This window comes from Desulfuromonas sp. TF (assembly GCF_000472285.1).
Lineage (GTDB): Bacteria > Desulfobacterota > Desulfuromonadia > Desulfuromonadales > ATBO01 > ATBO01.
In genome coordinates this window covers 65,433-86,024 of sequence record NZ_KI421428.1, presented here as the reverse complement: position 1 = coordinate 86,024, position 20,592 = coordinate 65,433, and the positions used below count along the sequence as shown (strand labels likewise).

At 61.2% G+C, this 20,592-nt stretch carries 25 protein-coding genes and 1 pseudogene; 5 read left to right on the top strand and 21 right to left on the bottom strand.

The annotated features are described in order from the left end of the window. Positions 1–97 precede the first annotated feature (97 nt). Together DTF_RS0119880 and DTF_RS0119875 are read left to right on the top strand one after the other, a co-directional pair. The gene (locus DTF_RS0119880) at positions 98–1,360 is read left to right on the top strand and encodes a cytochrome P450 (protein WP_027716737.1); all 1,263 of its coding nucleotides are present in this window, start codon (positions 98–100) and stop codon (positions 1,358–1,360) included. Next, complete coding sequence (locus tag DTF_RS0119875) at positions 1,339–1,728, top strand: NfeD family protein (protein ID WP_027716736.1); 390 nt, start codon at positions 1,339–1,341, stop codon at positions 1,726–1,728. Before DTF_RS0119880 ends, DTF_RS0119875 begins: the two co-directional genes overlap by 22 nt. Positions 1,729–1,852: 124 nt before the next feature. Here DTF_RS0119875 and DTF_RS24750 read toward each other — a convergent pair whose 3' ends face one another. From DTF_RS24750 to DTF_RS0119860, 3 genes are all read right to left on the bottom strand, one after another. Beyond that, positions 1,853–3,181 (bottom strand): DEAD/DEAH box helicase, encoded by a 1,329-nt coding sequence (locus tag DTF_RS24750; protein WP_035058360.1) that lies wholly within the window; start codon positions 3,179–3,181, stop codon positions 1,853–1,855. A gap of 153 nt (positions 3,182–3,334) precedes the next feature. Then, positions 3,335–3,787, bottom strand: a complete 453-nt coding sequence (locus DTF_RS0119865) for a YaiI/YqxD family protein (RefSeq protein ID WP_027716735.1) — start codon at positions 3,785–3,787, stop codon at positions 3,335–3,337. Further along, complete coding sequence (locus DTF_RS0119860) at positions 3,772–4,068, bottom strand: GIY-YIG nuclease family protein (RefSeq protein WP_027716734.1); 297 nt, start codon at positions 4,066–4,068, stop codon at positions 3,772–3,774. Before DTF_RS0119860 ends, DTF_RS0119865 begins: the two co-directional genes overlap by 16 nt. Positions 4,069–4,273: 205 nt before the next feature. On the opposite strand from DTF_RS0119860, the gene DTF_RS0119855 reads away from it, so the two are divergent. Next, positions 4,274–5,170, top strand: coding sequence for an AEC family transporter (locus tag DTF_RS0119855; protein ID WP_027716733.1), 897 nt, complete (start codon positions 4,274–4,276; stop codon positions 5,168–5,170). 47 nt (positions 5,171–5,217) lie between these two features. Here the strand turns inward: DTF_RS0119855 and DTF_RS0119850 are convergent, their stop codons facing one another. The 5 genes from DTF_RS0119850 to DTF_RS0119825 form a co-directional block, all read right to left on the bottom strand. Further along, on the bottom strand, positions 5,218–5,805 hold the full coding sequence (locus DTF_RS0119850; protein ID WP_027716732.1) for a hypothetical protein: 588 nt from the start codon (positions 5,803–5,805) through the stop codon (positions 5,218–5,220). A gap of 48 nt (positions 5,806–5,853) precedes the next feature. Next, positions 5,854–6,315 (bottom strand): hypothetical protein, encoded by a 462-nt coding sequence (locus DTF_RS24745; RefSeq protein WP_051361506.1) that lies wholly within the window; start codon positions 6,313–6,315, stop codon positions 5,854–5,856. A gap of 245 nt (positions 6,316–6,560) precedes the next feature. Continuing rightward, entirely contained in the window at positions 6,561–7,010 is a 450-nt protein-coding gene (locus tag DTF_RS25850) for a redoxin domain-containing protein (protein ID WP_051361505.1), read from the bottom strand. Between the two features lie 18 nt (positions 7,011–7,028). Next, complete coding sequence (locus DTF_RS0119830; protein WP_027716731.1) at positions 7,029–7,244, bottom strand: SHOCT domain-containing protein; 216 nt, start codon at positions 7,242–7,244, stop codon at positions 7,029–7,031. A gap of 170 nt (positions 7,245–7,414) precedes the next feature. Continuing rightward, a complete protein-coding gene (locus DTF_RS0119825; RefSeq protein WP_027716730.1) occupies positions 7,415–8,119 on the bottom strand; it encodes a DUF72 domain-containing protein in 705 nt (234 codons plus the stop codon). A 314-nt stretch (positions 8,120–8,433) separates the two neighbouring features. Between DTF_RS0119825 and DTF_RS0119820 the strand changes: the two genes are divergently transcribed. Beyond that, a complete protein-coding gene (locus tag DTF_RS0119820; RefSeq protein WP_162148674.1) occupies positions 8,434–9,465 on the top strand; it encodes a YdiY family protein in 1,032 nt (343 codons plus the stop codon). Between the two features lie 34 nt (positions 9,466–9,499). Here the strand turns inward: DTF_RS0119820 and DTF_RS24735 are convergent, their stop codons facing one another. Next, positions 9,500–10,438 carry a site-2 protease family protein gene (locus DTF_RS24735; protein WP_155890889.1) on the bottom strand — a complete coding sequence of 313 codons (939 nt, stop codon included), beginning with the start codon at positions 10,436–10,438 and terminating at the stop codon, positions 9,500–9,502. A gap of 113 nt (positions 10,439–10,551) precedes the next feature. Beyond that, complete coding sequence (locus tag DTF_RS0119810) at positions 10,552–11,127, bottom strand: DNA-3-methyladenine glycosylase I (protein ID WP_027716728.1); 576 nt, start codon at positions 11,125–11,127, stop codon at positions 10,552–10,554. A 106-nt stretch (positions 11,128–11,233) separates the two neighbouring features. Between DTF_RS0119810 and DTF_RS0119805 the strand changes: the two genes are divergently transcribed. After that, entirely contained in the window at positions 11,234–12,319 is a 1,086-nt protein-coding gene (locus tag DTF_RS0119805; RefSeq protein ID WP_027716727.1) for an AI-2E family transporter, read from the top strand. Between the two features lie 8 nt (positions 12,320–12,327). Here the strand turns inward: DTF_RS0119805 and DTF_RS0119800 are convergent, their stop codons facing one another. The 11 genes and pseudogenes from DTF_RS0119800 to DTF_RS24720 all read right to left on the bottom strand — a co-directional run. Further along, positions 12,328–13,113, bottom strand: coding sequence for a PhzF family phenazine biosynthesis protein (locus DTF_RS0119800; protein ID WP_027716726.1), 786 nt, complete (start codon positions 13,111–13,113; stop codon positions 12,328–12,330). A gap of 31 nt (positions 13,114–13,144) precedes the next feature. Continuing rightward, positions 13,145–13,972, bottom strand: a complete 828-nt coding sequence (locus tag DTF_RS0119795) for a carbon-nitrogen hydrolase family protein (RefSeq protein WP_027716725.1) — start codon at positions 13,970–13,972, stop codon at positions 13,145–13,147. 146 nt (positions 13,973–14,118) lie between these two features. Beyond that, positions 14,119–15,090, bottom strand: a complete 972-nt coding sequence (locus DTF_RS24730; RefSeq protein ID WP_081703115.1) for a DMT family transporter — start codon at positions 15,088–15,090, stop codon at positions 14,119–14,121. Then, positions 15,087–15,935, bottom strand: coding sequence for an alpha/beta fold hydrolase (locus DTF_RS0119785; RefSeq protein WP_027716724.1), 849 nt, complete (start codon positions 15,933–15,935; stop codon positions 15,087–15,089). The genes DTF_RS24730 and DTF_RS0119785 overlap by 4 nt, the downstream gene beginning before the upstream one ends. 90 nt (positions 15,936–16,025) lie before the next feature. After that, complete coding sequence (locus tag DTF_RS0119780; protein WP_027716723.1) at positions 16,026–16,304, bottom strand: MTH1187 family thiamine-binding protein; 279 nt, start codon at positions 16,302–16,304, stop codon at positions 16,026–16,028. Positions 16,305–16,385: 81 nt separating this feature from the next. Continuing rightward, a complete protein-coding gene (locus DTF_RS24725) occupies positions 16,386–17,150 on the bottom strand; it encodes a TIGR01458 family HAD-type hydrolase (RefSeq protein WP_035058357.1) in 765 nt (254 codons plus the stop codon). A 250-nt stretch (positions 17,151–17,400) separates the two neighbouring features. Next, positions 17,401–18,165 (bottom strand): glucose 1-dehydrogenase, encoded by a 765-nt coding sequence (locus DTF_RS0119770; RefSeq protein ID WP_027716722.1) that lies wholly within the window; start codon positions 18,163–18,165, stop codon positions 17,401–17,403. A 202-nt stretch (positions 18,166–18,367) separates the two neighbouring features. Further along, entirely contained in the window at positions 18,368–19,156 is a 789-nt protein-coding gene (locus DTF_RS0119765; protein WP_027716721.1) for a TIGR00266 family protein, read from the bottom strand. A gap of 25 nt (positions 19,157–19,181) precedes the next feature. After that, on the bottom strand, positions 19,182–19,478 hold the full coding sequence (locus tag DTF_RS0119760; protein WP_155890888.1) for a hypothetical protein: 297 nt from the start codon (positions 19,476–19,478) through the stop codon (positions 19,182–19,184). A gap of 255 nt (positions 19,479–19,733) precedes the next feature. Then, on the bottom strand, positions 19,734–19,955 hold the full coding sequence (locus DTF_RS0119755; protein WP_027716719.1) for a hypothetical protein: 222 nt from the start codon (positions 19,953–19,955) through the stop codon (positions 19,734–19,736). Positions 19,956–20,060: 105 nt separating this feature from the next. Beyond that, a pseudogene (locus tag DTF_RS24720) lies at positions 20,061–20,276 on the bottom strand (helix-turn-helix domain-containing protein); the annotation flags it as partial. Positions 20,277–20,592 lie beyond the last annotated feature (316 nt).

The window sequence follows — 20,592 nt, the reverse complement described above, 5'->3', positions numbered from 1 at the left end:
GCCGAATGCATTTTTCATGATAACTGTTTTGTACCGGGCGGAGGACCTGCACCGATGCCTTGCCAAAAGTTTATTCCTGCAGGGAGAAAGCAGCGCCATGCCTCGGATACCGAACGACAGAATGCCCGACAGCACCATGACCCTGATGCTCGAGGGCTACAACTTCATTTCCGACCGGTGCCGGCGGTTTGACTCCGATCTTTTCGAAACACGGCTCCTGCTGCGGAAAACCATCTGCATGACAGGCCCGGAGGCGGCCGAACTCTTTTACGACAGTGAGCGTTTTCAGCGGCAGGGGGCCGCTCCGCAAAGGCTGCTGAAGACTTTTTTCGGGGCTCCAGGGGTGCAGGGACTCGACGGCGAGGCGCATCGGCATCGCAAGCGGATGTTCATGTCGTTGATGACCCCCGAGGCGATCAGCCGACTGACGGAGCTCACCTCCAAAAGCTGGCTGGCGGATATCGGCGAATGGGAAGGCCATAAGGAGCTCGTCCTCTTCGACCATGTGCGCCGGGTCCTCTGCCGGGCCGTCTGCGAATGGGCCGGCGTGCCGCTGCCGGAAGAGGATGTCGAGCGAAGAGCGGATGAATTCGAGGCGATGGTCGACGGCTCCGGAGGAATGGGGCTGAGATACCGGCGGGGAGTGCGGGCCAGGAAAACCACGGAAGAATGGATCGAGGGGATAATCGAGCAGGTGCGCGGCGGCGCCTTGAGGCCCCCCGAAGACGGCGCCCTCAGCCGGATCGCCCGGCACCACGATCCGGAGGGGAAGCTGCTCGACCCGCGGGTGGCGGCCGTGGAGGTGATCAATATTCTGCGCCCGACGGTAGCCGTTTCCCGCTATGTGGTCTTTGCCGCCCTGGCCCTGCACAGGCATCCCGAATACCGGGGGATTCTGCAGGCCGGGGGGGAGGACGATCTGGAGAATTTCGTGCATGAGGTCCGCCGCTTCTACCCGTTTTTCCCCTTCGTAGCGGCTCGGGTGCGCAAGAGCTTCGAGTGGAAGGGCTACTCCTTTCCGGAGGGAAGGAGAGTCCTCCTCGATCTGTACGGAACCAATCACGATCCCAGGACCTGGGAGACGCCGCAGGAGTTCCGGCCGGAGCGCTTCCGCCGCTGGAATAAAAGCGCCTGGAATTTCCTCCCCCAGGGGGGCGGGGACCACTATGAGAACCACCGCTGCGCCGGGGAGTGGATCACTATCGAGCTGATGAAGACGGCGGTGAGGCACCTGTGCCGGTCCATGACCTATGAAGTGCCGATGCAGAACCTGCAGATCCGATTTTCCAGAATTCCGGCCATCCCCGAGAGCCGCTTCGTGATCGCAAACGTGAAGCGATGTCCCGATCCCGCACCCTGATAAAATACGTCCTGCTGCAGGGACCCGCGCTGGCGCTGCTGGTCTTGGTCCTGTTGCTGGTGCGCCGCTGGACCGATTATCACCCCTGGATCTTCTGGACGGTTCTGGCCCTGTGGATCATCAAGGATGCCGCCATGTACCCGGTCTACCGCAAGGCCCTCTCCTCGAACGGACGGTCCGATTCGGTGATCGGAGCCCGGGGAATCGCCCGGGAGCGGATTGCGCCTTCCGGCTATATTCTCGTGCGGGGAGAGCTCTGGCGGGCCCGTCTCAGGGAGGGGTCGCCGGCCGTGGAGGAGGGAGATCCGGTGAGGGTGCTCAAGATCGAAGGGCTTACGCTGGAGATCGTTCCGGAGCGCGAGGAGTGAATGGTTCACTTCGTGCCGGCGGAAGCCGCCGACGACATGATTCCCAATGCCTGGCGACAGTAAAAAAAGGGCGGCCGACCGGCCGCCCTTGAAAACTTTCCTTCTATCTGTTTGCAGATTTTTTTCAGTTGCCGCCTGCGCGGGGCCGGCGCTGGGCGCCGCGCGAACGCTTGCGGGGCGGAGCGCCGGCGGCCTGTGCTTCCTGGCCTCTCGACGGCCGCGCCGGAGAGGGGGCTTTGGGGGCACCGCTTTTACCGGCCCCGGACGGTTTGCGCCGAGGTGCCGGCTGGCGAGGGGGGCGGGCGAACTCTCCGTCCTTCTTCGGCGCCGGCACGGCGTAGTCGAAATCCTCCACGATGCGGCGATCAAGCGGGGCGCTGAGCACCCGCTCGATGGCTTGCACCATCGCGGTATCTTCAGCAGTCACGAGGGTAAAAGCGTCGCCGGTGCGGGCGGCGCGGCCGGTTCGGCCGATGCGGTGGATATACGCCTCGGGAGTGTCGGGAATATCGTAGTTGACGACGTGAGAGATCTGAGAGACGTCGATGCCGCGAGCGGCGATATCGGTCGCCACCAGGACCTGATAAGTGCCGTCACGGAAACCGTCGAGGGCCGCCTGCCGGCGGTTCTGGGAAAGGTTTCCCTGCAGCGAGGCCGCCTTGTAGCCGGACTTCTCCAGCTTTTCACCGAGGCGCTTGGCGCGGTGCTTGGTGCGGGTGAAGACCAGCACCGATTCGGTATCGGTATGCTGCAGAAGGGCAAGGAGCAGATCGGTCTTCAGGTGCTGTTTGACCGGATAGAGGGCATGACTGACCGTGGTTGCCGGGGCGACGGTGTCGACCTGGACGGTGACCGGGTCGCTGAGGATGTCGTGGGCCAGCTTGCGGATTTCGTTCGGCATCGTCGCCGAGAAGAGAAGGGTCTGTCTCTTTTTGGGCAGGTGCTGCAGAATCCGCCGGATGTCTGGGAAAAATCCCATGTCGAACATCTGGTCGGCCTCGTCGAGGACCAGCACATCCAGACGAGAGAGGTCGATGGTCCCCTGCTTGAGATGGTCGAGAAGGCGCCCCGGACAGGCGACGACGATTTCTGCCCCGCGCTTCAGCTTCTGGATCTGCGGATTGACGCTCACACCCCCGTAGACGGTGAGGCTGCGCAGGGGGGTCTTCTGCCCCAGATCATTGAATGACTCGTGGATCTGCTCGGCCAGTTCGCGGGTAGGTGCAATGACCAGGGCCCGGACATGTCCACGCCCTCCCTGCGACAGGCGATGCAGAATCGGCAGGGCGAATGCGGCGGTCTTTCCGGTGCCGGTCTGAGCCAGACCCATGACGTCGCGTCCTTCCATAACCGGTGGGATCGCCTGCGTCTGGATCGGCGTCGGTTTCGTATAACCCGCTGCAGCAGTGCCTTCCATGACCTGGGGGTGAAAATTGAATTTCTGAAACTCCATTTTTTCCTTCTTCCTTGTTCCTTAAAAAAAAAGCCCCGGAGTATTCCGGGGCTTTACGATGTCAGTTTCGTTTTTTTCCTGGAACAGATGATGTTATCGGGCACCCTAACAGGTTCGGGGAAGCGCTGTCAAGCCAATTCCACAGATTCGCTTTCATCCCGCCGCTGACCGGCACAGAAAATGATCCAGCCGATTGGCGAAAGCCATGCGGTCCGAATGGTTCAAGGCCGCCGGTCCGCCGGTCTCGATCCCCGCTCCGCGCAGTTCGTCCATGAAGTTGCGCAGGGTCAGCCGCTCGCGGATATTGTCTTCGGTGAAAAATTCCCCCCGCGGGTCCAGAACGTGCCCCCCCTTTTCAATCACTTCGGCGGCCAGCGGGATGTCGGCGGTGATCACCAAGTCGCCGGACTGCAACCGACGGACGATCTCGTTATCGGCCACGTCGAACCCGGCCCCCACCCGGACGCTCCGGATGAAACGCGACGACGGAATCGACAAAGGCTTATTGGCGACCAGGGTCAGCTGGACGCGGACCCGCTCGGCGGCCCGGTAGAGGATTTCCTTGATGACCCTGGGACAGGCGTCGGCATCTACCCAGATGTGCATGGACAGACCTCCAAAAACGATGAATCCGCCCCGTCGATCTCAACTTCGATCAGCCGGCGTTTTTCGGCCCGGTGCATTTTCTTGATTTCCATCTCCCGGCGGCTGGCCGTGCTGCGGCAGTGCCCCCCTTCCAGAAAGACCACTCGCCTCGGCCCGCGCCCTCGAAAGTACCTTGCTCCCCGTCCCTCGGCATGCTGACGGAAGCGTCTTTCGATATCGGTGGTGATGCCCGTATAAAGCGAATTGTCCGTACAAAGAATGATATAGACCTGCCAGTTCACGGTTCGGTTTATTCCTTACTGCGGGAGATGGGTCAGCGTCACAGGATAGCATGGATGATGCCGCATCCGCCATCTTTCACAAAACAAGAAGGCCTCCCCCGGAGATTGTCGGTCGGTTTCCTGCCGAGCAAAACATTGGACTGAAAGTACAAATCGGCCTACAATGCCGGCTCGTTGCAGAAATATCCCGCCATCATGGAGCGTTATGTCCAATTTTATTCTGATCGGTCTTTTCGTCGGGCTTGGCCTGCTGTTTCGCAGAATGGAGGCCTTTCCAAAGGATTCGGCGCAGGTGTTGAACATGTTCGCCCTCTATGTTTCGCTGCCGGCGCTGATCCTGCTGAAAATCCCGCAGTTGGAGCTGGGGAGCGATGCGCTGGTTGCAGCCATGACCCCCTGGGCCTTGCTGTTGCTCTCCATTGCCCTGATCCTTCCTGCATCACGGCATTTCGGCTGGAGCAGGGCGAAGACCGGAGTGCTGCTGCTGGTGGTGCCGATCGGCAATACCTCGTTCATGGGCGTGCCGATGGTCAATGCCTTTTTCGGGCCGAGCGGCATTCCCTACCTGATCGTCTATGACCAGGTCGGAACCATCCTGATCTTTGCCCTCTACGGTTCACTGATCCTCGCCATGTACGGCCGGGAAGGGACGCTGAAGGTCTCCTCCGTCGCCCGGCGCGCGCTGACTTTTCCACCGACCATTGCAGCGGCGGCCGGTCTGGCGCTGCGCCCCTGGCCCTATCCCGAAGCCGTCGTCTCGGCTCTGCACGGCATCTCCCAGAGCCTGACCCCGCTGGTAATGACCGCCATCGGCCTGCAGTTGCGCTGGCGGCTGGAGCGCAGCGTGCTCGGTCCCTTAAGCTACGGCCTGCTGATCAAGCTGCTGATCACCCCGCTGGCGGCGCTGGCCGTCTGCAGGCTGCTGGGGCTGACCGGCCTGCCCGTCGATATTGCGGTGTTCGAGGCCGGCATGCCGCCGATGGTGACGGCCGCCGCCCTGGCGGTGGTCGCCGGGATGGAGAGCGAACTGGCGATCGCGCTGGTGGGGGTCGGGATCATCTTTTCATTCGCGACCCTGCCGATCATTTATTTCCTGCTGTAGAAACCTTCCACGAAGTTGGACAAGCCTCGAGTATGGGCAGGGGAGAGCTATTCGTCGATCGGGCCGGTCAGGTGATCCGCTCGGGCGACGAGCAGTTCCCCCAGCAGAAAGCCGAGCAGCAGGGCGAGGGCTCCACCAAGCACTCCCTTGATGATAAGAGCCGCCCCGGCTTCGAAGGAAGCTGGGGAGGCCTTGAGAAAGGGAAGGGCGAAGTCCGCCTTCTCCAGCAGCCTGCCCGCCCCGCGTCCGGCAAACCAGACGAAAACCGCGGCGCCGATCCCCAAGAGGGAGGAAGCGAAGGCATAGGTTTCGCCGGCGAGCCTGGCAACGATCGCCGAAACGGCGACGGCGGGGGGGAGTCTCTCGTCTAGGGTACGCACATCCCGGGCGCGCAGCAGGATTGCGTGTACCACCAGGTAGGAGGCGAAGGCGAAGAGCAGTTGGTAGATGATGCCGCCGATCATCGCTTCGGAGGAGAGCTCGAAGAGTTCTTTCCACCCGAGAAAAAAGACAATGATGGCATAGGTGGCCACGATGACGGCGGCGGCCGTCAAGATCCGCGCACTGAGAATGCGGAAGAAAGCCCGATCGGCTAGTCGCTCCAGGACCTGCGGAGCGAAGAGGTATTTCGACATTTCACATCTCCTTCAGAGTAGGTTTCGGACAGATTTCGCGTTTCACCGTTATCTGTCCCCCCTGCCCTTCCCCTTGCCGTTCCCGTTCCCCTTCTCCTTCTTGGGCCGGTAGGATTTGCCTCCGTACTGGTTCTTGTTCTTCCGGTAATTCCCATACTCCGCATCGCGCAGCGCCAGCATGTCGCCAAGCCTCCGCTTGGCCAGCCCTGGAGGCAGGTGTCTGTGCTCGATGATCTTCCAGGGTCCGTTGTAGCCGGGAGCGACGTGCCAAGCCCCCCCTTTGTGCAGATAGAAGGATCCGTCGATGCAGAACATGTCGTACGGGACTCCCACCGCCACCTGGAAGCCAAGGGTGGGAGGAACGAGAAATAGCGGAGGGTCGGCGACAATTATCGGCGCGGGAATGTCGGCTCCGGCTTTGATTCTGAGGTCCACCCCGAAGTCGATGGCGCCGACGGAAGGGGCGCAGAAGAGAGCGGCGGCGCAGAGAAGGAGCAGTGTTTTTTTCATGGTCATGGATTCCTTTCTTAGGATGTTCGCTGATACCGGACCATGTCTCTGCACCAATCCTGCCATCTGTGAGAACCTGCTCTCTGAAAAATGAGTAAGCCTCCAAAAAAAAGAGCAGGCTTTCGTCGCCTGCCCTTCCCTTTCCTTAAATCAGTCCGTTCTCCTTCGACTCTCATGGATTCTGAGATGGGAACTCTGGATCGATGTTTTTATCAGCCTGGACCAGGCCAATCGACGGGTGCCCCTCACTCGGGGCACTGCACTCCGATGAAGGCAAGGTCCTCGGCGATCTGTGCCGGTGTCGGAAGCTGGTGCTCTTTGCCGGTCCGGGTGACGGTGAAGATCTCGCCGAATCGGTCCGTAACCACCATCGCCGCCCCGCCGTTCAAAGCGGGGGCGGTATCGATGAGAAGAGGGAGTGAAAGAGAAAGGCGACGCTTCAACTCCCGCACCTCCGCCGACGAACCCGGTATGACGGCCAGAACCTCGGCCTCTTCCTTCCGCAGCTCGCCGCGAGCACTGTCCAGCTCACGCAGCTCCTGCTCGCAGGCGTTACAGCCCGGAGGGTGGGTGAGAAACAGGACGAGGTTGCGCCGGCCGCGGAACTCGCCCAGCCGCACCACCTCCCCTGAAGCCGCCGGCAGGCAAAAAGCCGGCAGGATGTTCCCTTTTTTCAGCAGTTCGATACTGACCATGGATGCCTCTCTGCGCTCCTATTCCAGATCCTTTTTTATCCTTTCGAATTCTTCACGGCCGATCTCCCCCCGGGCATAGCGCTCCTTGACGATATCCAGCGGACTTCTCTCCGGCCTGTCTCCCCCCTGCCGCCCGCTGAAGCGAATCAGGTAGAAGATGGCAACCGTCAGCAGAACCACCCCGACCACCAGGATCAACCAGTTATAGGGGTACATGAAAAATTGCTTCATCATGGCCGTTCCTCCTCACCGCACTGAGAATCTGTCAGATCTTTCATAGTTTATCAGAACAGAAGAAACCGACAAACATTGTGAAGAGATGGGGGTGCAACGAGCGATCCCACGCCGAGGGCATGGGAAAGACCGGATGAACGGGCCGCGGTAAAAATCTCGAGCGACTGGTATCAGCTCCGGCCGGCGGAGGTCATCTCCCGAAAACGCGCTGCCCATAGGGGACTTTGCGCCTCCTGCTCGTGCTTGAAGAAGACGAAGGCCTCCTCCCATGGCTGCGCTGTGACCTTCTGCGCCCAGGCGGAAAGATCTTCGTCCGAATAAGGTCTTCGCAATCTCAGGTATCCCCACTCGGCCGTGTTGAAGGGGCTCTCCAGCGGCCGCTCCACTCTGTCGGCGCCGCAAAGGGCGAAGCCTCCCGCCCGCAGGGCGGCCTCGACATCTTCGTCGAACCAGGACGGATGCCGGAACTCGAAGGCGGCACGCGCGCGCGGGAGTTGCTCAAGGAATTCTTCGAGGCGGGAGAGATCTTTTTTGAAATCGGGAGGGAGCTGGAAAAGGACCGCCCCCAGCCTTTCGCCGAGGACCGCCGCGGTGCGCAGGAGGTAGGAGGTCTCTTCCGCCGCGTCCCGCAGGCGCTTGAAATGGGTGATGCGCCGGGAGGCCTTGAGGACAAAGCGGAAATCGGCGGGCACCTGCTCCGCCCACCCCTCCAGCATCCCGACCGTGGGGAGCCGGTAGAAGGTGTTGTTTATCTCCACCGCACTTAAAAGCCCGGCGTAGTGTCGCAGCATCTCCCTGGCAGGCAGCCCCTCCGGGTAGAAAGCGCCGGTCCATTCCCTGTAGCTGTACCCGCTTGTGCCTATCCATAGCCGCATGGTTGATGCTCCGATGAGAGGGAAGATCCAGGCGCCGGCCCGGAGGCAGCGGCGGGCTTCACACTTCGGCCCTCAAAAACAGGTCCACTCACTTGCACTTTATCAAAGATTTTCCGGGCGTCCCTTTAATTTCAACCTGGACACACGGATGGCCGCCTGTCAGGGCCAGCCGGGGAAATCATTTCGAATTATTGTATATTTTCCATGACTTGGTAGGCTTGTAAGTACATATCACCTTTTTTGGCAGTCTTTTCTTTTCCAATTTTCAACTTCGTCAGGTCCGGCCCCTGGATTGAACTTAGAGGATGGAGGGAATGATGCGCCAGCTTCGCAAGACCGCCATGCTTCTACTGTGCACCTGCTGGCTGCCGGGCTTCGTTTCGGGCGAGGCCCTGGCCGACACCGTCACGATCAGCAATGGCGACCGCCTCACCGGAAAGGTGGTCCGCCTGGTCGAGGGGACGCTCACCCTCGAGACATCCTACTCGGAGCCCATACTCATCGACGCAGAAAATATCGTCGCTGTCGAAACGGACGCTCCGGTGGAAATGCGCCTCGATGGCGGAGAGATATTCAAGGGCAGGATTTCCGCTATGGGTGATGGCCGGCTCGCCATCGGCGCAAGCGAAGAGCGGGAACCGGTTCTTACACGCTGGGAGGAGGTCGCGGCGATCAATCCCCCTCCTGTCCCGCCGGCAAAACTCAAGGGCAGTGTCACCGTCGGCGCGAACATGCAGTCGGGCAATACCGACCGCAGTGCGGCCTCCGTGGCGCTGGAAGCCACCCGCAGGGATGCGGAGCACCGGTTCAGCATGAGCTTTCTGCACAACTACGCCGAGGAGGACGATGAGATCAACACGCGCAACACCTTCGGTGCGTTCAAATACGATTATTTCTTCACCCTCAAAACGTTCGGCTACCTTTCGGTCGAGATGCTCAAGGACGAGTTCAAGGACCTGAACCTGCGCACGATCATCGGCCCCGGCGCCGGCTATCAGTTCTGGGACGAGGAGAGGACAGCTCTAGGCCTGGAAGGCGGGATCGCCTATTTCAACGAGGATCGGGAGGAGGGGGAGGACGACCACTGGATCACCGGTCGTCTGGCGGGGAATTTTCGCTACAGGCTGCTGGACAGGATCGAATTCTCCGAAAAGCTCGTCTTTTATCCGAGCCTGGAAGATTTCGGCAAATACACCCTGCGCAACGAAGCTTCCCTTTCCACGCCGATTGTTTTCGGATGGGCCCTGAATCTGAGCAATATCATCGACTACGACAGCGACCCTGATACCGAAGGGGTGAAAAAGACGGACTCATACTGGATCCTGGGACTGCTGTACGAATTTTAGACGGCAACGGCCCCGCCCTGGATCGCCTCTCGTGTCAGGGAATATAGGAACGGGCCGAGAGGCCGCCTCCCCGCTCGAACTCCGCGAGCGGAATCCCCACTCCCAGCATGCCGATGGACGTCACCGCCACCAGGAGCAGGAAGGCTGTCCCCATGGCGACTCGCTTGCCGAGCGAGACCGAATAGTAGCGCGCCTTCTCCGCCTTGTCCTTTTTCTCCGCCGACCAGATCTGCAGACTCCCCATGATGACGATCAAGGCGATCAACGGCGACCAGGTCAGCCAGAAAAGACCGATCGCCCCCGCCAGTCCGACCAGCCACAGCTTGGGACTGATGACGCCGAGGATCCGCCCGCCGTCCAGGGGGGAGATGGGAAGGAGATTGAACAGGTTGAGGAGAAAGCCGGTCGAGGCGAGGGCGAACCAGAAAGGGTTGCCGGTGGCCAGTCCCACAACGGCGCATCCGATCGCTCCGATCGTCCCCAGCAGCGGCCCCCCATATGCCGCCACCGACTCGGCGAAGGCGTTGTCGGGAAGCTGCTTCATGCCGATGAAGGCGCCCATGAAGGGAATGAACATCGGCGCCGAGGACCTGATCCCCAGCATTCGCAGCGCCGCCACGTGCCCCATCTCGTGGATGAAGATGAGGGCGACGAACCCCGCGGCAAAGGACCACCCCCAGAACAGGGCATAGGCCCAGATGCTGACCAGCATGGTGATGAAGGTCTTGAACTTGACGAAATTCAGTGCGACCGCCACGTATTTGAGCTTGCCGAAAAGAAAGAGGAAGAGCAGGCCGACCGCTCCGAACCGGCTCAGAAATCCCTTCTTCTCCGGCTGTCGGCCCGGACGGAGGGTGAAATCCTCCCTCTCCGGAATCTCGGTCCTGCTGCCGAAGGGATGATGTTCCGGGGCGGTAGGGAGTGACGGCGGCATCAGCGGGCCGTTCGGCATATCGGATCTGCTTTCGTGCATGTTTTCTCGCATGGATTTCCTGAATTCCGCAGCTGGGCATCAAGGGCTGACCCGCCGGAGGCAGGCCCTGAACAACGAGGATAATGGATTATCGATGGTTTTGACAAGCGCCATCACTCCGCCAGCCGCTTCACCTCCTCATGACGGAAGCATCCGACGACATGATCGTTCACCATGCCGACCGCCTGCATGAAGGCATAGCAGATGGTCGGACCGACGAAGGAGAAGCCCCGCTTCTTGAGCTCCTTGCTTATCCGATCGGACTGTTCCGTGCGCGCCGGAATCTCGCGCAGCGAAGTCCGGGTATTCTGCAGGGGACGGTGATCGACGAAGCTCCAGAGAAACGCGCTGAGCGAGCCGAACTCTTTCATGACCTCCAGCGCCCGCCCGGCATTGTTGACGGCGGCTTCGACCTTGCGCCGATTGCGGACGATCCCCGGATCGGTCAGCAGCCGCTCAATGTCGGCCTGCGAAAAGGCCGCGACCTTTCCGGGATCGAAGCCGTGAAAAGCCCTTCTGTAGTTCTCCCGCTTTCTGAGGATGGTCAGCCAGCTCAGCCCCGACTGCGCCCCCTCCAGAACCAGCATCTCGAAGAGGTGGCGGTCGTCATGGGCAGGGACTCCCCACTCTTCATCGTGGTAGGTAAGGTACAGGGGGTCGCTGCCGCTCCATTCGCATCTGTTCTTCATTGCTTTCTCCAATTGGGGCAGGGGGAATAATCCCGTGGCGCCCGTCCCCTCCCGGCCTTCCTGCTATACTCTTTTACATGAAACGGGGCAGAAAGGTCCATCCCGAATGATTCCGGCGGAACCCGAAAAACCGGCGGCCGACCGTCATCTGTGGGAATTTCCCGCGGTTCGCGACCTGCTGGTTGTCGTTCTGGCGTCCATCCTCGTCTGGCTGGCCTACCTGCTCAAGGAAATTCTGCTGCCGATCTTCGTCGGGCTGCTGCTGGCCTACCTGATGAATCCCATGATCACCGGGGTGAGAACGCGCTGGGGAATTTCACGCCCGGTCTCGATCGTGACCATCCTCATCCTGCTCATCCTGGCGGGCGCCGGATTGGGGACCTGGGCGGCACCCCTGCTTGCAAAGCAGAGCACGAAGCTGTTGGAGAGGATACCCGATTATCTCCGGGACATGGAAAATCGCTTCGGATTGGATATCGGAGACCTGACCAAGCAGCTGGCGGCCGAAGGGGAAGAGGGCGAAGGGGAGAAGGAGGAGCCGCCCCCGGTGGTCAGCCTGGTCGGCCGCTTCCTCAGCGCCGTGACCCAGATCGTGCTCTGGGTGATCATGGTTCCGATCTACTTCGCCTTCTTCGCCTGGCGCTTTCAGCACATGGTCCATGAGGGAAAGCAGTATCTTCCGCCGAAGCGGCATCCGAGGGCGGCGGATGTCCTGCGGCGGATGGACGAGGCGATCGGGACCTTTTTCCGCGCCCGCCTGCTGATCTGCCTGATCATCGGCATCGTCTTCGCCGCCGGCTGGTGGCTGGCGGACGTCCCTTACTGGTTTCTTCTGGGCGCCATCACCGGAGTGCTCAGCATCGTCCCCTATCTTTCCATTGGCGGCTGGCTGCTGGCGCTGCTCTTCAAATATCTGGAGATGACGACAGGTCCCGACGCCCCCGGCTTCGAATGGATGGCGGTGCTTCTGTGGCCGACCCTGGTGTTCGCCTTCGGCAATTTCCTCGAGGCCTGGATCCTCACCCCCTGGATTCACGGCCGCACCACCCATCTGCACCCGATCACGATCCTCAGCGTCGTCCTGATCGGCGGCGGCCTCGGGGGTTTCTGGGGACTGCTGCTGGCGATTCCGTTCGCTATTTGCCTCGATATTCTGGCGAAGGAGTTCCTCCGCCCCCGGTTGCCTAGCTGACGAGCTCATCACTCAATGAAGATTTCACCCGCGAGATACTTTACGCATTTCCCCGACAGGGCGACGCGTCCATCTCCCAGAGAGCAGCGCAGGATGCCCCCGCGTGCGGACACCTGCCTCGCGATCATCTCGGACTTTTGCAGCTTTCCGGCCCAATAAGGAGTCAGGACGCAGTGCGCGGAGCCGGTGACGGGGTCTTCGTCCACACCGACCTTGGGTCCGAAAAAGCGGGATACGAAATCGTACTCCACCAACCCGGGCGCCGTAACGATGACGCCGCGCAGGGGAAGCTTCCGCAGGAGGTTGAAATTTGGTGTGATCGCTCTGACGGCGTCTTCATTTTCGAGCACGACCAGAAAATCCTCGGAGGCCAGAACTTCGACGGGGTCGACGCCGAGTCCCTGAATCAGTTCGGGGGGGACCACACAGGGCCGAGGGGGTTGCGACGGGAGGTCCATGGCGAGCCTGTTGTCGCTGCGACGGACGGCAAGTTCGCCGCAGCGGGTCTGGAACTTCACCTCATCACGGTCCCGCTCCAGCTCATTCAGAACGACGAAGCCCGATGCCAGCGTCCCATGACCGCACAGGTCGACTTCCGTCACGGGGGTGAACCCCCGGAGGTGGTACGACCCTCTTGCGCCGACGAAAAAGGCCGTCTCCGGCAGGTTGTTCTCGGCCGCGATGGCCTGCATCAGTGAATCGTCGATCCAACGCGGCAGGGGGCAGACCGCGGCCGCGTTCCCGGCGAACGGCTTGTCGGTGAAGGTATCGAGCTGGAACAATGGGAGTTTCATTCCAAACACTCCTTTCTCCACGGCGATTGCATCAAGTATCCTGCGCCCTCATGCGCCGATGCGCAAGCGCCGGGATCAGGCGGCGCACCTCCTCCACCCGCTCCATGGCGATCTCCGCCGTTATCAGCGCCGCATCTTCCCCCTGCTCCACCGTTGCCCCCTCGGCCACAATCTCTCCCCACGGATCGATGATCAGGGTGCGGCCGTAGGTCTGCCGGCCGCCGGGATGGGTGCCGACCTGGGCCGGGGCGAGGACGTAGGCCTGGTTCTCGATGGCGCGGGCCCGCAGCAGGACCTCCCAGTGGGCGCGGCCGGTGCGGACGGTGAAGGCGGAGGGGACGGTGAGCAGAGGGCAGCCCTCGCCGGCGTAGTGGCGGTAGAGTTCGGGGAAGCGCAGGTCGTAGCAGATGCTCAACCCCACCCGCCACCCCTCCACGTCGAGGCTCAAGGGGCGCGAACCCCCTTCGACCAGCTCCGACTCGCGGTATCGCTCGCCGGGAAGATCGACGTCGAAGAGATGCATCTTGTCGTAGACCCCCAGGCTTGCGCCGTCCGGTCCGTAGACGGGACAGGCGTTGCGCAGCTTGCCGCTCTCCGCGGCCAGCAGCACGCTGCCGCCGACGATGTACATGGAGCGACGCCGAGCGGTTTCAGCCAGAAACGGCAGCACCGTGGCGGGGACGACTTCGGCGGCGATGCGGTGCTTTAATGCGTTGTCCGGGTGCATGAAGGAGAAGTTTTCCGGCAGCACGGCCAGCCGCACTTTCTCGGCCGCCGCCTTTTCGAGAAGGCGGGCGACGACCTCGAGGTTGGCCGCCACGTCGCCACCGGAGCACATCTGAACACAGGCTGCACGCATCAGTTCACCTTAAGGAAGTAATCGCTACTTGGTTTTAAGCACGAATTCACACGAATGGACACGATTCAGAATAATTATAACCTCTTCGAAATGATCATTTAATCAAAAACTCTCCCCTGTATCGCTTTCCAGGCGGAGGCTATCGATCAGATTTCGTCCGCCGCCTTTTCCGACGTCATAGGGCAGGAACTTTCCATGATCTGATCAGAAGAGCGAGGGGATTTATGGGGCCTGCTCACCAGGGTGATGCCGGCGAGCACCAGCAGGGCGCCGATGGCGAAGCAGGCATCGATCGGCTCGTTCAGAAGGAGCACGCCGAAGACGACCCCGAACAGGGGAGAGAGGAAGGAGAATACGGAAAGCCGCGAGGCGAGGTACCGCCGCAGCAGGGCGAACCAGGCAAGATAGCTCGCGAAGGTGACGACGATCCCCTGAAACAGCACGCTGGCCCAGGCGATACCCGTCATCGACACCTTGCCGGCCTGACCGGAAACGGCGGCGTAGACCAGCAGAAGAACGAAGGCGGCGACGAGCTGATAGACGAGCGTTTTGGCCGGGGGAGCTTCGGATAATTTGGTGCAGCGAATGATCACCGTCGTGACTCCCCATCCGGCCCCTGCCAGAATCCCCAGGACATCCCCCCACAGCATCTCCAGACTGAAGCCCGTACTGATGGAGCCGCCGGTGAAGGCGAGCACAATGCCGGCGAAGGAGACGGCGATGCCCGTCCACTGGTGCGGGCGAAGCCGCTCGGCGGGGAGGAACCATTGCAGCCCCAGGGCGGTAAAGATGGGGGCGGTATAGAGAAATACCGACATATGCGATGCCGTGGTAAAACGCAGCCCCTCCGCCACGAAAATGAATTCGACGGAAAACAGGACGCCGATGATGATCCCCGGCAGCAAGGTGCCATCCGGGCGGAAAAACCGTTCACGGCTGCAGCCGATGACGATGCCGACCAGCAGCGCGCTCAGGCCGGAGCGAAGCGCTATCTGCATGATCGGCGCGATGTCGGGGGCCGCCGCCTTGATCGCCACCTGGTGCAAACCCCAGATGGTGCAGAGCAGCAGCATCATCCCTGTCGCATAGCCGTCCAGATGTTTCCGTTCCGACATCACTTCAGGTTGGCTCCCGCGCCCGCGACGCAAAGGGTGATCTCCGAGTCAAGGAACTCGCATACCATCGGATTGATGACCTCCGGATGGGTAAGCGGGGCCATGTGCCCGAAGTGGTTGATGAAACGGTATGACCAGTGAGGGCATGCTTCGGCGAAGAGATCAACGATCTCCCGAATGGGGAGAGGGGTGGTTCGATCGCAGACCACCAGGGTTTCCGCGGTCAGGGCGCTCCATGCCTCGATGGTGGTTTCCTCTTTCATGACGGCATCCCACTCGTGAAAGCTGGGCATAATCGCTGCGACAAAGGCGGCACGGCGCTTCTCCGGCATTGCCTTCCACGACCCCTCTCCGTTCCAGTAGTCGGCAAAACGCTGTGCGGCTTTCGGCCAGTCGCCTGACGAACCGAAGTATTTCACGTGTTCATACAGGTTCCATGTCTCCAGGAAGGCTTCTGTACGGCCTCTCTGCTTGAGCAGAAAGAACGGATTCGGTTCGAGAAGAATCAACTTTTCAAGCCGCGGGCCGAGCAGCAAGGCGGCCTTGAGCGCCACCGAACCTCCGACGGAGTGCCCGACCAGGTGAACGGATCCATCAACTTCTTCGCACAACGACAGAATCAGCTGGGCCTGGGCATGCAGCGACTGCGACGAGGTCTCCGGCCAGGGCGTCGTTTCTCCGTAGCCGAAAAGGTTGATGGCGAGAACGCGGTAGCGATCCTTCAGCGCCTCCGTCAGAGACCGCCATTGCCGGTTGCCACTGACCGAGCTATGCACCAGGATTACCGCCTGACCCTTTCCGTCATCGGTGTAATCGATCTTGAGGCTTCCCTTCGACAGCACTGGCATTCTTCCTGCTCTCCTTTTGCTCTTTCGAATGATGAAATCTCAGTCAGCGTCGAGATCACTCTTGCACTTTCCAGGTCCCGTTTCGTGAAGTCATATTCGCTTGTCGGCAAGGCTCGGAGTCTTATCCATCCGGGTGCCGATCTTAACGGCAGTAGAGAGTCGCACCACCCCCTCCCGGTGCAGGACCTCGTGCACCTTCCGGATCGCCGCCAGAATCTCATCCAGCTCCCCTTCAACATTGGTTCCATAGGCATGCGGTTCCATCCGCAGCCCGCATTCCGTGAGCACCTCCCGGGCGCGTTGCACCTCTTTGCGCACCGAGACGCCGGCGCCTATGGGTATCACCTGAATCTCCGCTGTTGCAATCATGGCACCACCTTTCTCCGGTTCCGGCAGCCTGCTGCGACTAGTGCAAAGCGCATCTGAATTGTTCTTTCTTTGAATTAGTTTTCAGGCACGCCCCTGGTTCCGTTCCAGAATCCACTCAGCCGCCGCCCCGGCGTCCGTGAGGGCGATCCCCCCTTCTCCCATCTTTTCCTCGTCCCCGGGACGATACTTCCCCGTCCGCACCAGGATCCCCCGCAGACCGGCCTTGAGCGCGCCGCCCACGTCCGAGGCGGCATCGTCTCCGACCAGCACCGTCTCCTCCGGCCGGCAGCCGAGGCTTGCTACGGCGTCGAGGAAGAAGTCCTTCGCGGGCTTCCCGAGGACTGTCGCCTCGACTCCGGCAGCATACTCCAGGGCGACGACGAAGGGACCGGCGTCGAGCATCAGCCCGTCCTCCCCCTGAAAATAGGGGGTCTTGTTGGTGGTCAGGAGGGGGGCTCCCCGGCGCAGGAGGCGGAAGGCGGTGTTGAGGTTGGCGTAGGTGAATGCATCTTCGGCATGGGTGACGAGGACGGCGTTCGGCTCCTGTTGGGGAAGGTCGGCGAAGTCCTCCCGCAGATTGGGGTGGACGAGGAGGTGAAGATTCTCCCGGCGGAGGAAGGCGGCGGCCGCTGCCGGGGCGGTGAAGAGGTCGTCGCCTGTCACTTCCAGGCCCATCCGGCCGAGAGCTTCCATCAGCATCCGCCGGGACATGCGGGAGGTGTTGGTGACGAAGCGCAGGGGGATACCGGCCTCCCGCAGCCGGGCGACGGCCTGCGCCGCGCCGGGGATCAGGTCGGGGCCGATGTGGACCGTTCCGCTCAGGTCGAGGAGAACTCCTTTGATCATAACGTACCAGCGTCCCTTGAAGCTTTCTAATCGTTGCGTGACATGATGCGGCAATCCTGAAGCAACAACTCGTGCTATATGCTATACGTGCGATTCCCCCCTCCTAAAAACCAGCAACCATTATGCAATGCCATTATGCATTGTCCAATGTCCAGGTTTGCCCCCTCCGCTTACACCCTCACGGTCTTCTCCTTTGCAGAAAGCGACACTAAATGATTGCCATAGAATGTGCAAGTCAATGAATGACCCATCATTCCTCAACGTAGATCATCTTCCGTGTCATGCCGCCGTCGATGACGAAATTCTGGCCGGTGATGAAGCCCGCGGCATCCGAGGCGAGATAAAGAACCATTGCGGCGATGTCCTCGGGGCGGCCGACCCGGCCTGCCGGGTGCTGTGCGTGGTCGAGGGCGGAGAGGACCGCGGGCTTGCGGCGCGCGCCTTTTTGCAGGGCCGTGACGTCGATCCACCCCGGGGAGATGCAGTTGACCCGAACCGCCGGGCCGAGGCTGAGGGCCAGCGCATGGGTCAGGGCCACGAGTCCCCCTTTGGAGGCGGCGTAGCTCTCCGTATCCGGCTCGGACATCAGCGCCCGAGTCGAAGCGATGTTAACGATGCTCCCACTGTTCGCGCTCAGCAGCGGGGCGAAGGCGCGGCTGGCGAGGAAAGGTCCGGTGAGGTTGACTCCGATCACCCGCTGCCACTCCTCCACTCCCAGTTCAGAGAGGGGCTTTCGGGCCATGATTCCGGCGTTGTTGACCAGCAGGTCGAGTCCGCCGCCGGTTTCAACCCTTCGGCGCAGGGCCTGGACCGACACCGGGTCGGCGACATCGGTGTCCACAAACTCGACCGGTCCAAGGGCGGAGAGCTCCTGGCAGGCCTCGTCTCCGGCCTCGGCATCGATCTCGGCCAGAAAGACCCGCCCCCCGGCGCGCAGCAGCGCCTCCGCAATGGCGCGGCCGATCCCCTGGCCGCCGCCGGTGACGACGGCCGTTTTTTTGGCGAAGTCAGTCATGGAGAATCCTCTTTTCAAGAACGTGGACGACTACTCAAGGTTTGCACGCGCAAGTTGGTAGGGACGCTGGTAAGTTATGTAACTTATTCTCGCCAGCACTCACAACTTACATTTCTTACCAGCGTCCCCTCCGGTTTCCGAATAGGGGGATTCTGTTGTCGGGCACGAGCAGCCTTCATTTCTGATGTTCACGCCAAGCCGGTCACCGCTCTTCGAACAGCCGCCCCAGGCTGCCGAGGACCGAGCCCTCCCCTTGGTTCTTCCCCTCCCCCTGGGGCGCATGGGCCAGCACGCGGTCGGCAAGACGACTGAAGGGGAGGCTCTGCAGCCACACTTTGCCGTGGCCGCGCAGGGTGGCCAGGAAGAGCCCCTCGCCGCCGAAGAACATGCTCTTCAGGTTGCCGGCGCGCTGGATGTCGTACTCGATCCCGGGAGTGAAGGCGACCAGGCAGCCGGTGTCGACGCGCAGCGTCTCCCCCCGCAGCTCCCGCTCGACGATAGCGCCGCTGGCATGGACGAAGGCGAGCCCGTCCCCCTGCAGGGTTTGCAGGATGAAGCCCTCGCCGCCGAAGAACCCGGCTCCCAGCCGGCGCTGGAAGGCGATCCCCAGGCGGGTGCCGAAGGCGGCGCAGAGGAAGGAGTCTTTCTGGCAGACGATCTCGCCGCCCAGGCTGGCGAGATCGAGGGGAATGATCCGCCCGGGAAAGGGAGCGGCGAAGGCGACATGGCGCTTGGCCGTGCCCCGGTTCGTGAAATGGGTCATGAACACCGACTCGCCGGTGAGCGCCCGCTTGCCGGCCGAGAAGAGCTTTCCCAGCATCCCCTGGTCAGGCTGCGAGCCGTCCCCCATCTTCGCCTCGAAGACGATGTCCTCTTCCATGTAGTTCATCGCCCCGGCCTCGGCGATCACCGTCTCACCGGGATCGAGTTCGACCTGGACCATCTGCATATCGTCGCCTACGATCCGGTAATCTACTTCGTGACTTCTCATGGAGGTGCTACCCTTTCCGGAAATTTCATTCCTTCTGATTTTCTTCACGTACATATACAGTTTGGATGTCATCAGGCAGCGCTACTCCGGACAGCTTGAGTTCACGGGCCTTCTCAATGACAGCCAGCCGCTTTAAATCTCGATCCGGCCGTGAGTTTCTTGCGGTGAGCAACGCTCCGCCGATCGCGACGACTGCGGTTACAACGGCGCCGATGAGGCCGCTTGCCAATGTGGTTTGCACCTGCATCAGCTGAGCCCGTTCCTCTTTCAGATTCTCTACTTCGGCCAGAAGTGACGCCTTGATCTCCTCGCCTCGCTTCAAGGCCGCCTCCAGGCGGGCTACGCTCTCCGGGCTAACTTGTTCACCCTCAAGTGCCCGCCTGACCTCTTCGGATGCTTCCTCGATCTCTTTTATTGCAACTGCCTTGGAGATAGTAGGAGCGCTAAACGATGACAGTAATGAAAACCAGGGCAAGCAAATGCTGTAATCTCATCATGTCTTTCCCTCCCAGGCCCTTTTTACGCTGGGGATCGCGTATTCACGTGCAGGTTCCCCAATCGCTTTTCCGCTGCCAATTCAGTTCCCGACACCCCCGTTCCGGACTGTCGAGCCCATGAAATCCTCGTCCTCCATGCAGCTCTCGATGGTTCCGGCAAACGTCTGACGGGAAATGGTCGCCTCACAGAGCGCCCGCTTGTAATGGCGCTTGGCAGCGCAGTCATCCGGAAAACCGCGCTGAAGCTCGCGACTGATGCAATCCATCGCCGCGATCTCATCGTCCGTCCCGATCTCCGACATGCAGAAATCGGCGATCCAGAACGAAAAACGGGACAGATCTATTTTTCAATGTTATCCAGGCATGGCAGGCTTCGACTGACCGCCTTCCGGCTCAAGCCCTCCTCCTCACAAAAACACCCGATAGTCGGAGACATGCAGCGCCTCGGCAAGCTCGCGGGCGCGCTCCTTACCAATGGGGCGCTTACAATTCTCCATCTCCGAGATGTGCCGCTGAGGAATGCCGGTGCGGGCGGCGAGTTCGCGCTGGGTCATCCCTTCGCGGGCGCGGGCGCCGCGCAGGGCGGTGCCGAGCGGGTTGACGGCGTATTCAGGGAAAGCTTCATCAAGGGACTTTCCGCTCATACCTCCCCTCCAAATGCAAAAAACCGCCCGCCGGCGCAAGGCCGGTATCGGACGGTCTAGATGTGTTTCTGGCTGTTCCCGGTCATCTCCCCCACTCCTCCCGGCATAAACGGCTCCTCTCAAATCCCCCGCGATCACACCAACTCCGGCCGCGACGATCGCAACGAAAAATCTTAACGCTCTTTTTCGCCCCTCTGTTTTCGGGCCTCTTCGATGTCCCCTCGGATGTCCCCTGCCCCAACTCTGACACTATTCCGATATGCCAGGAAGTTCCTTCGAACCGGGCAAACCACCA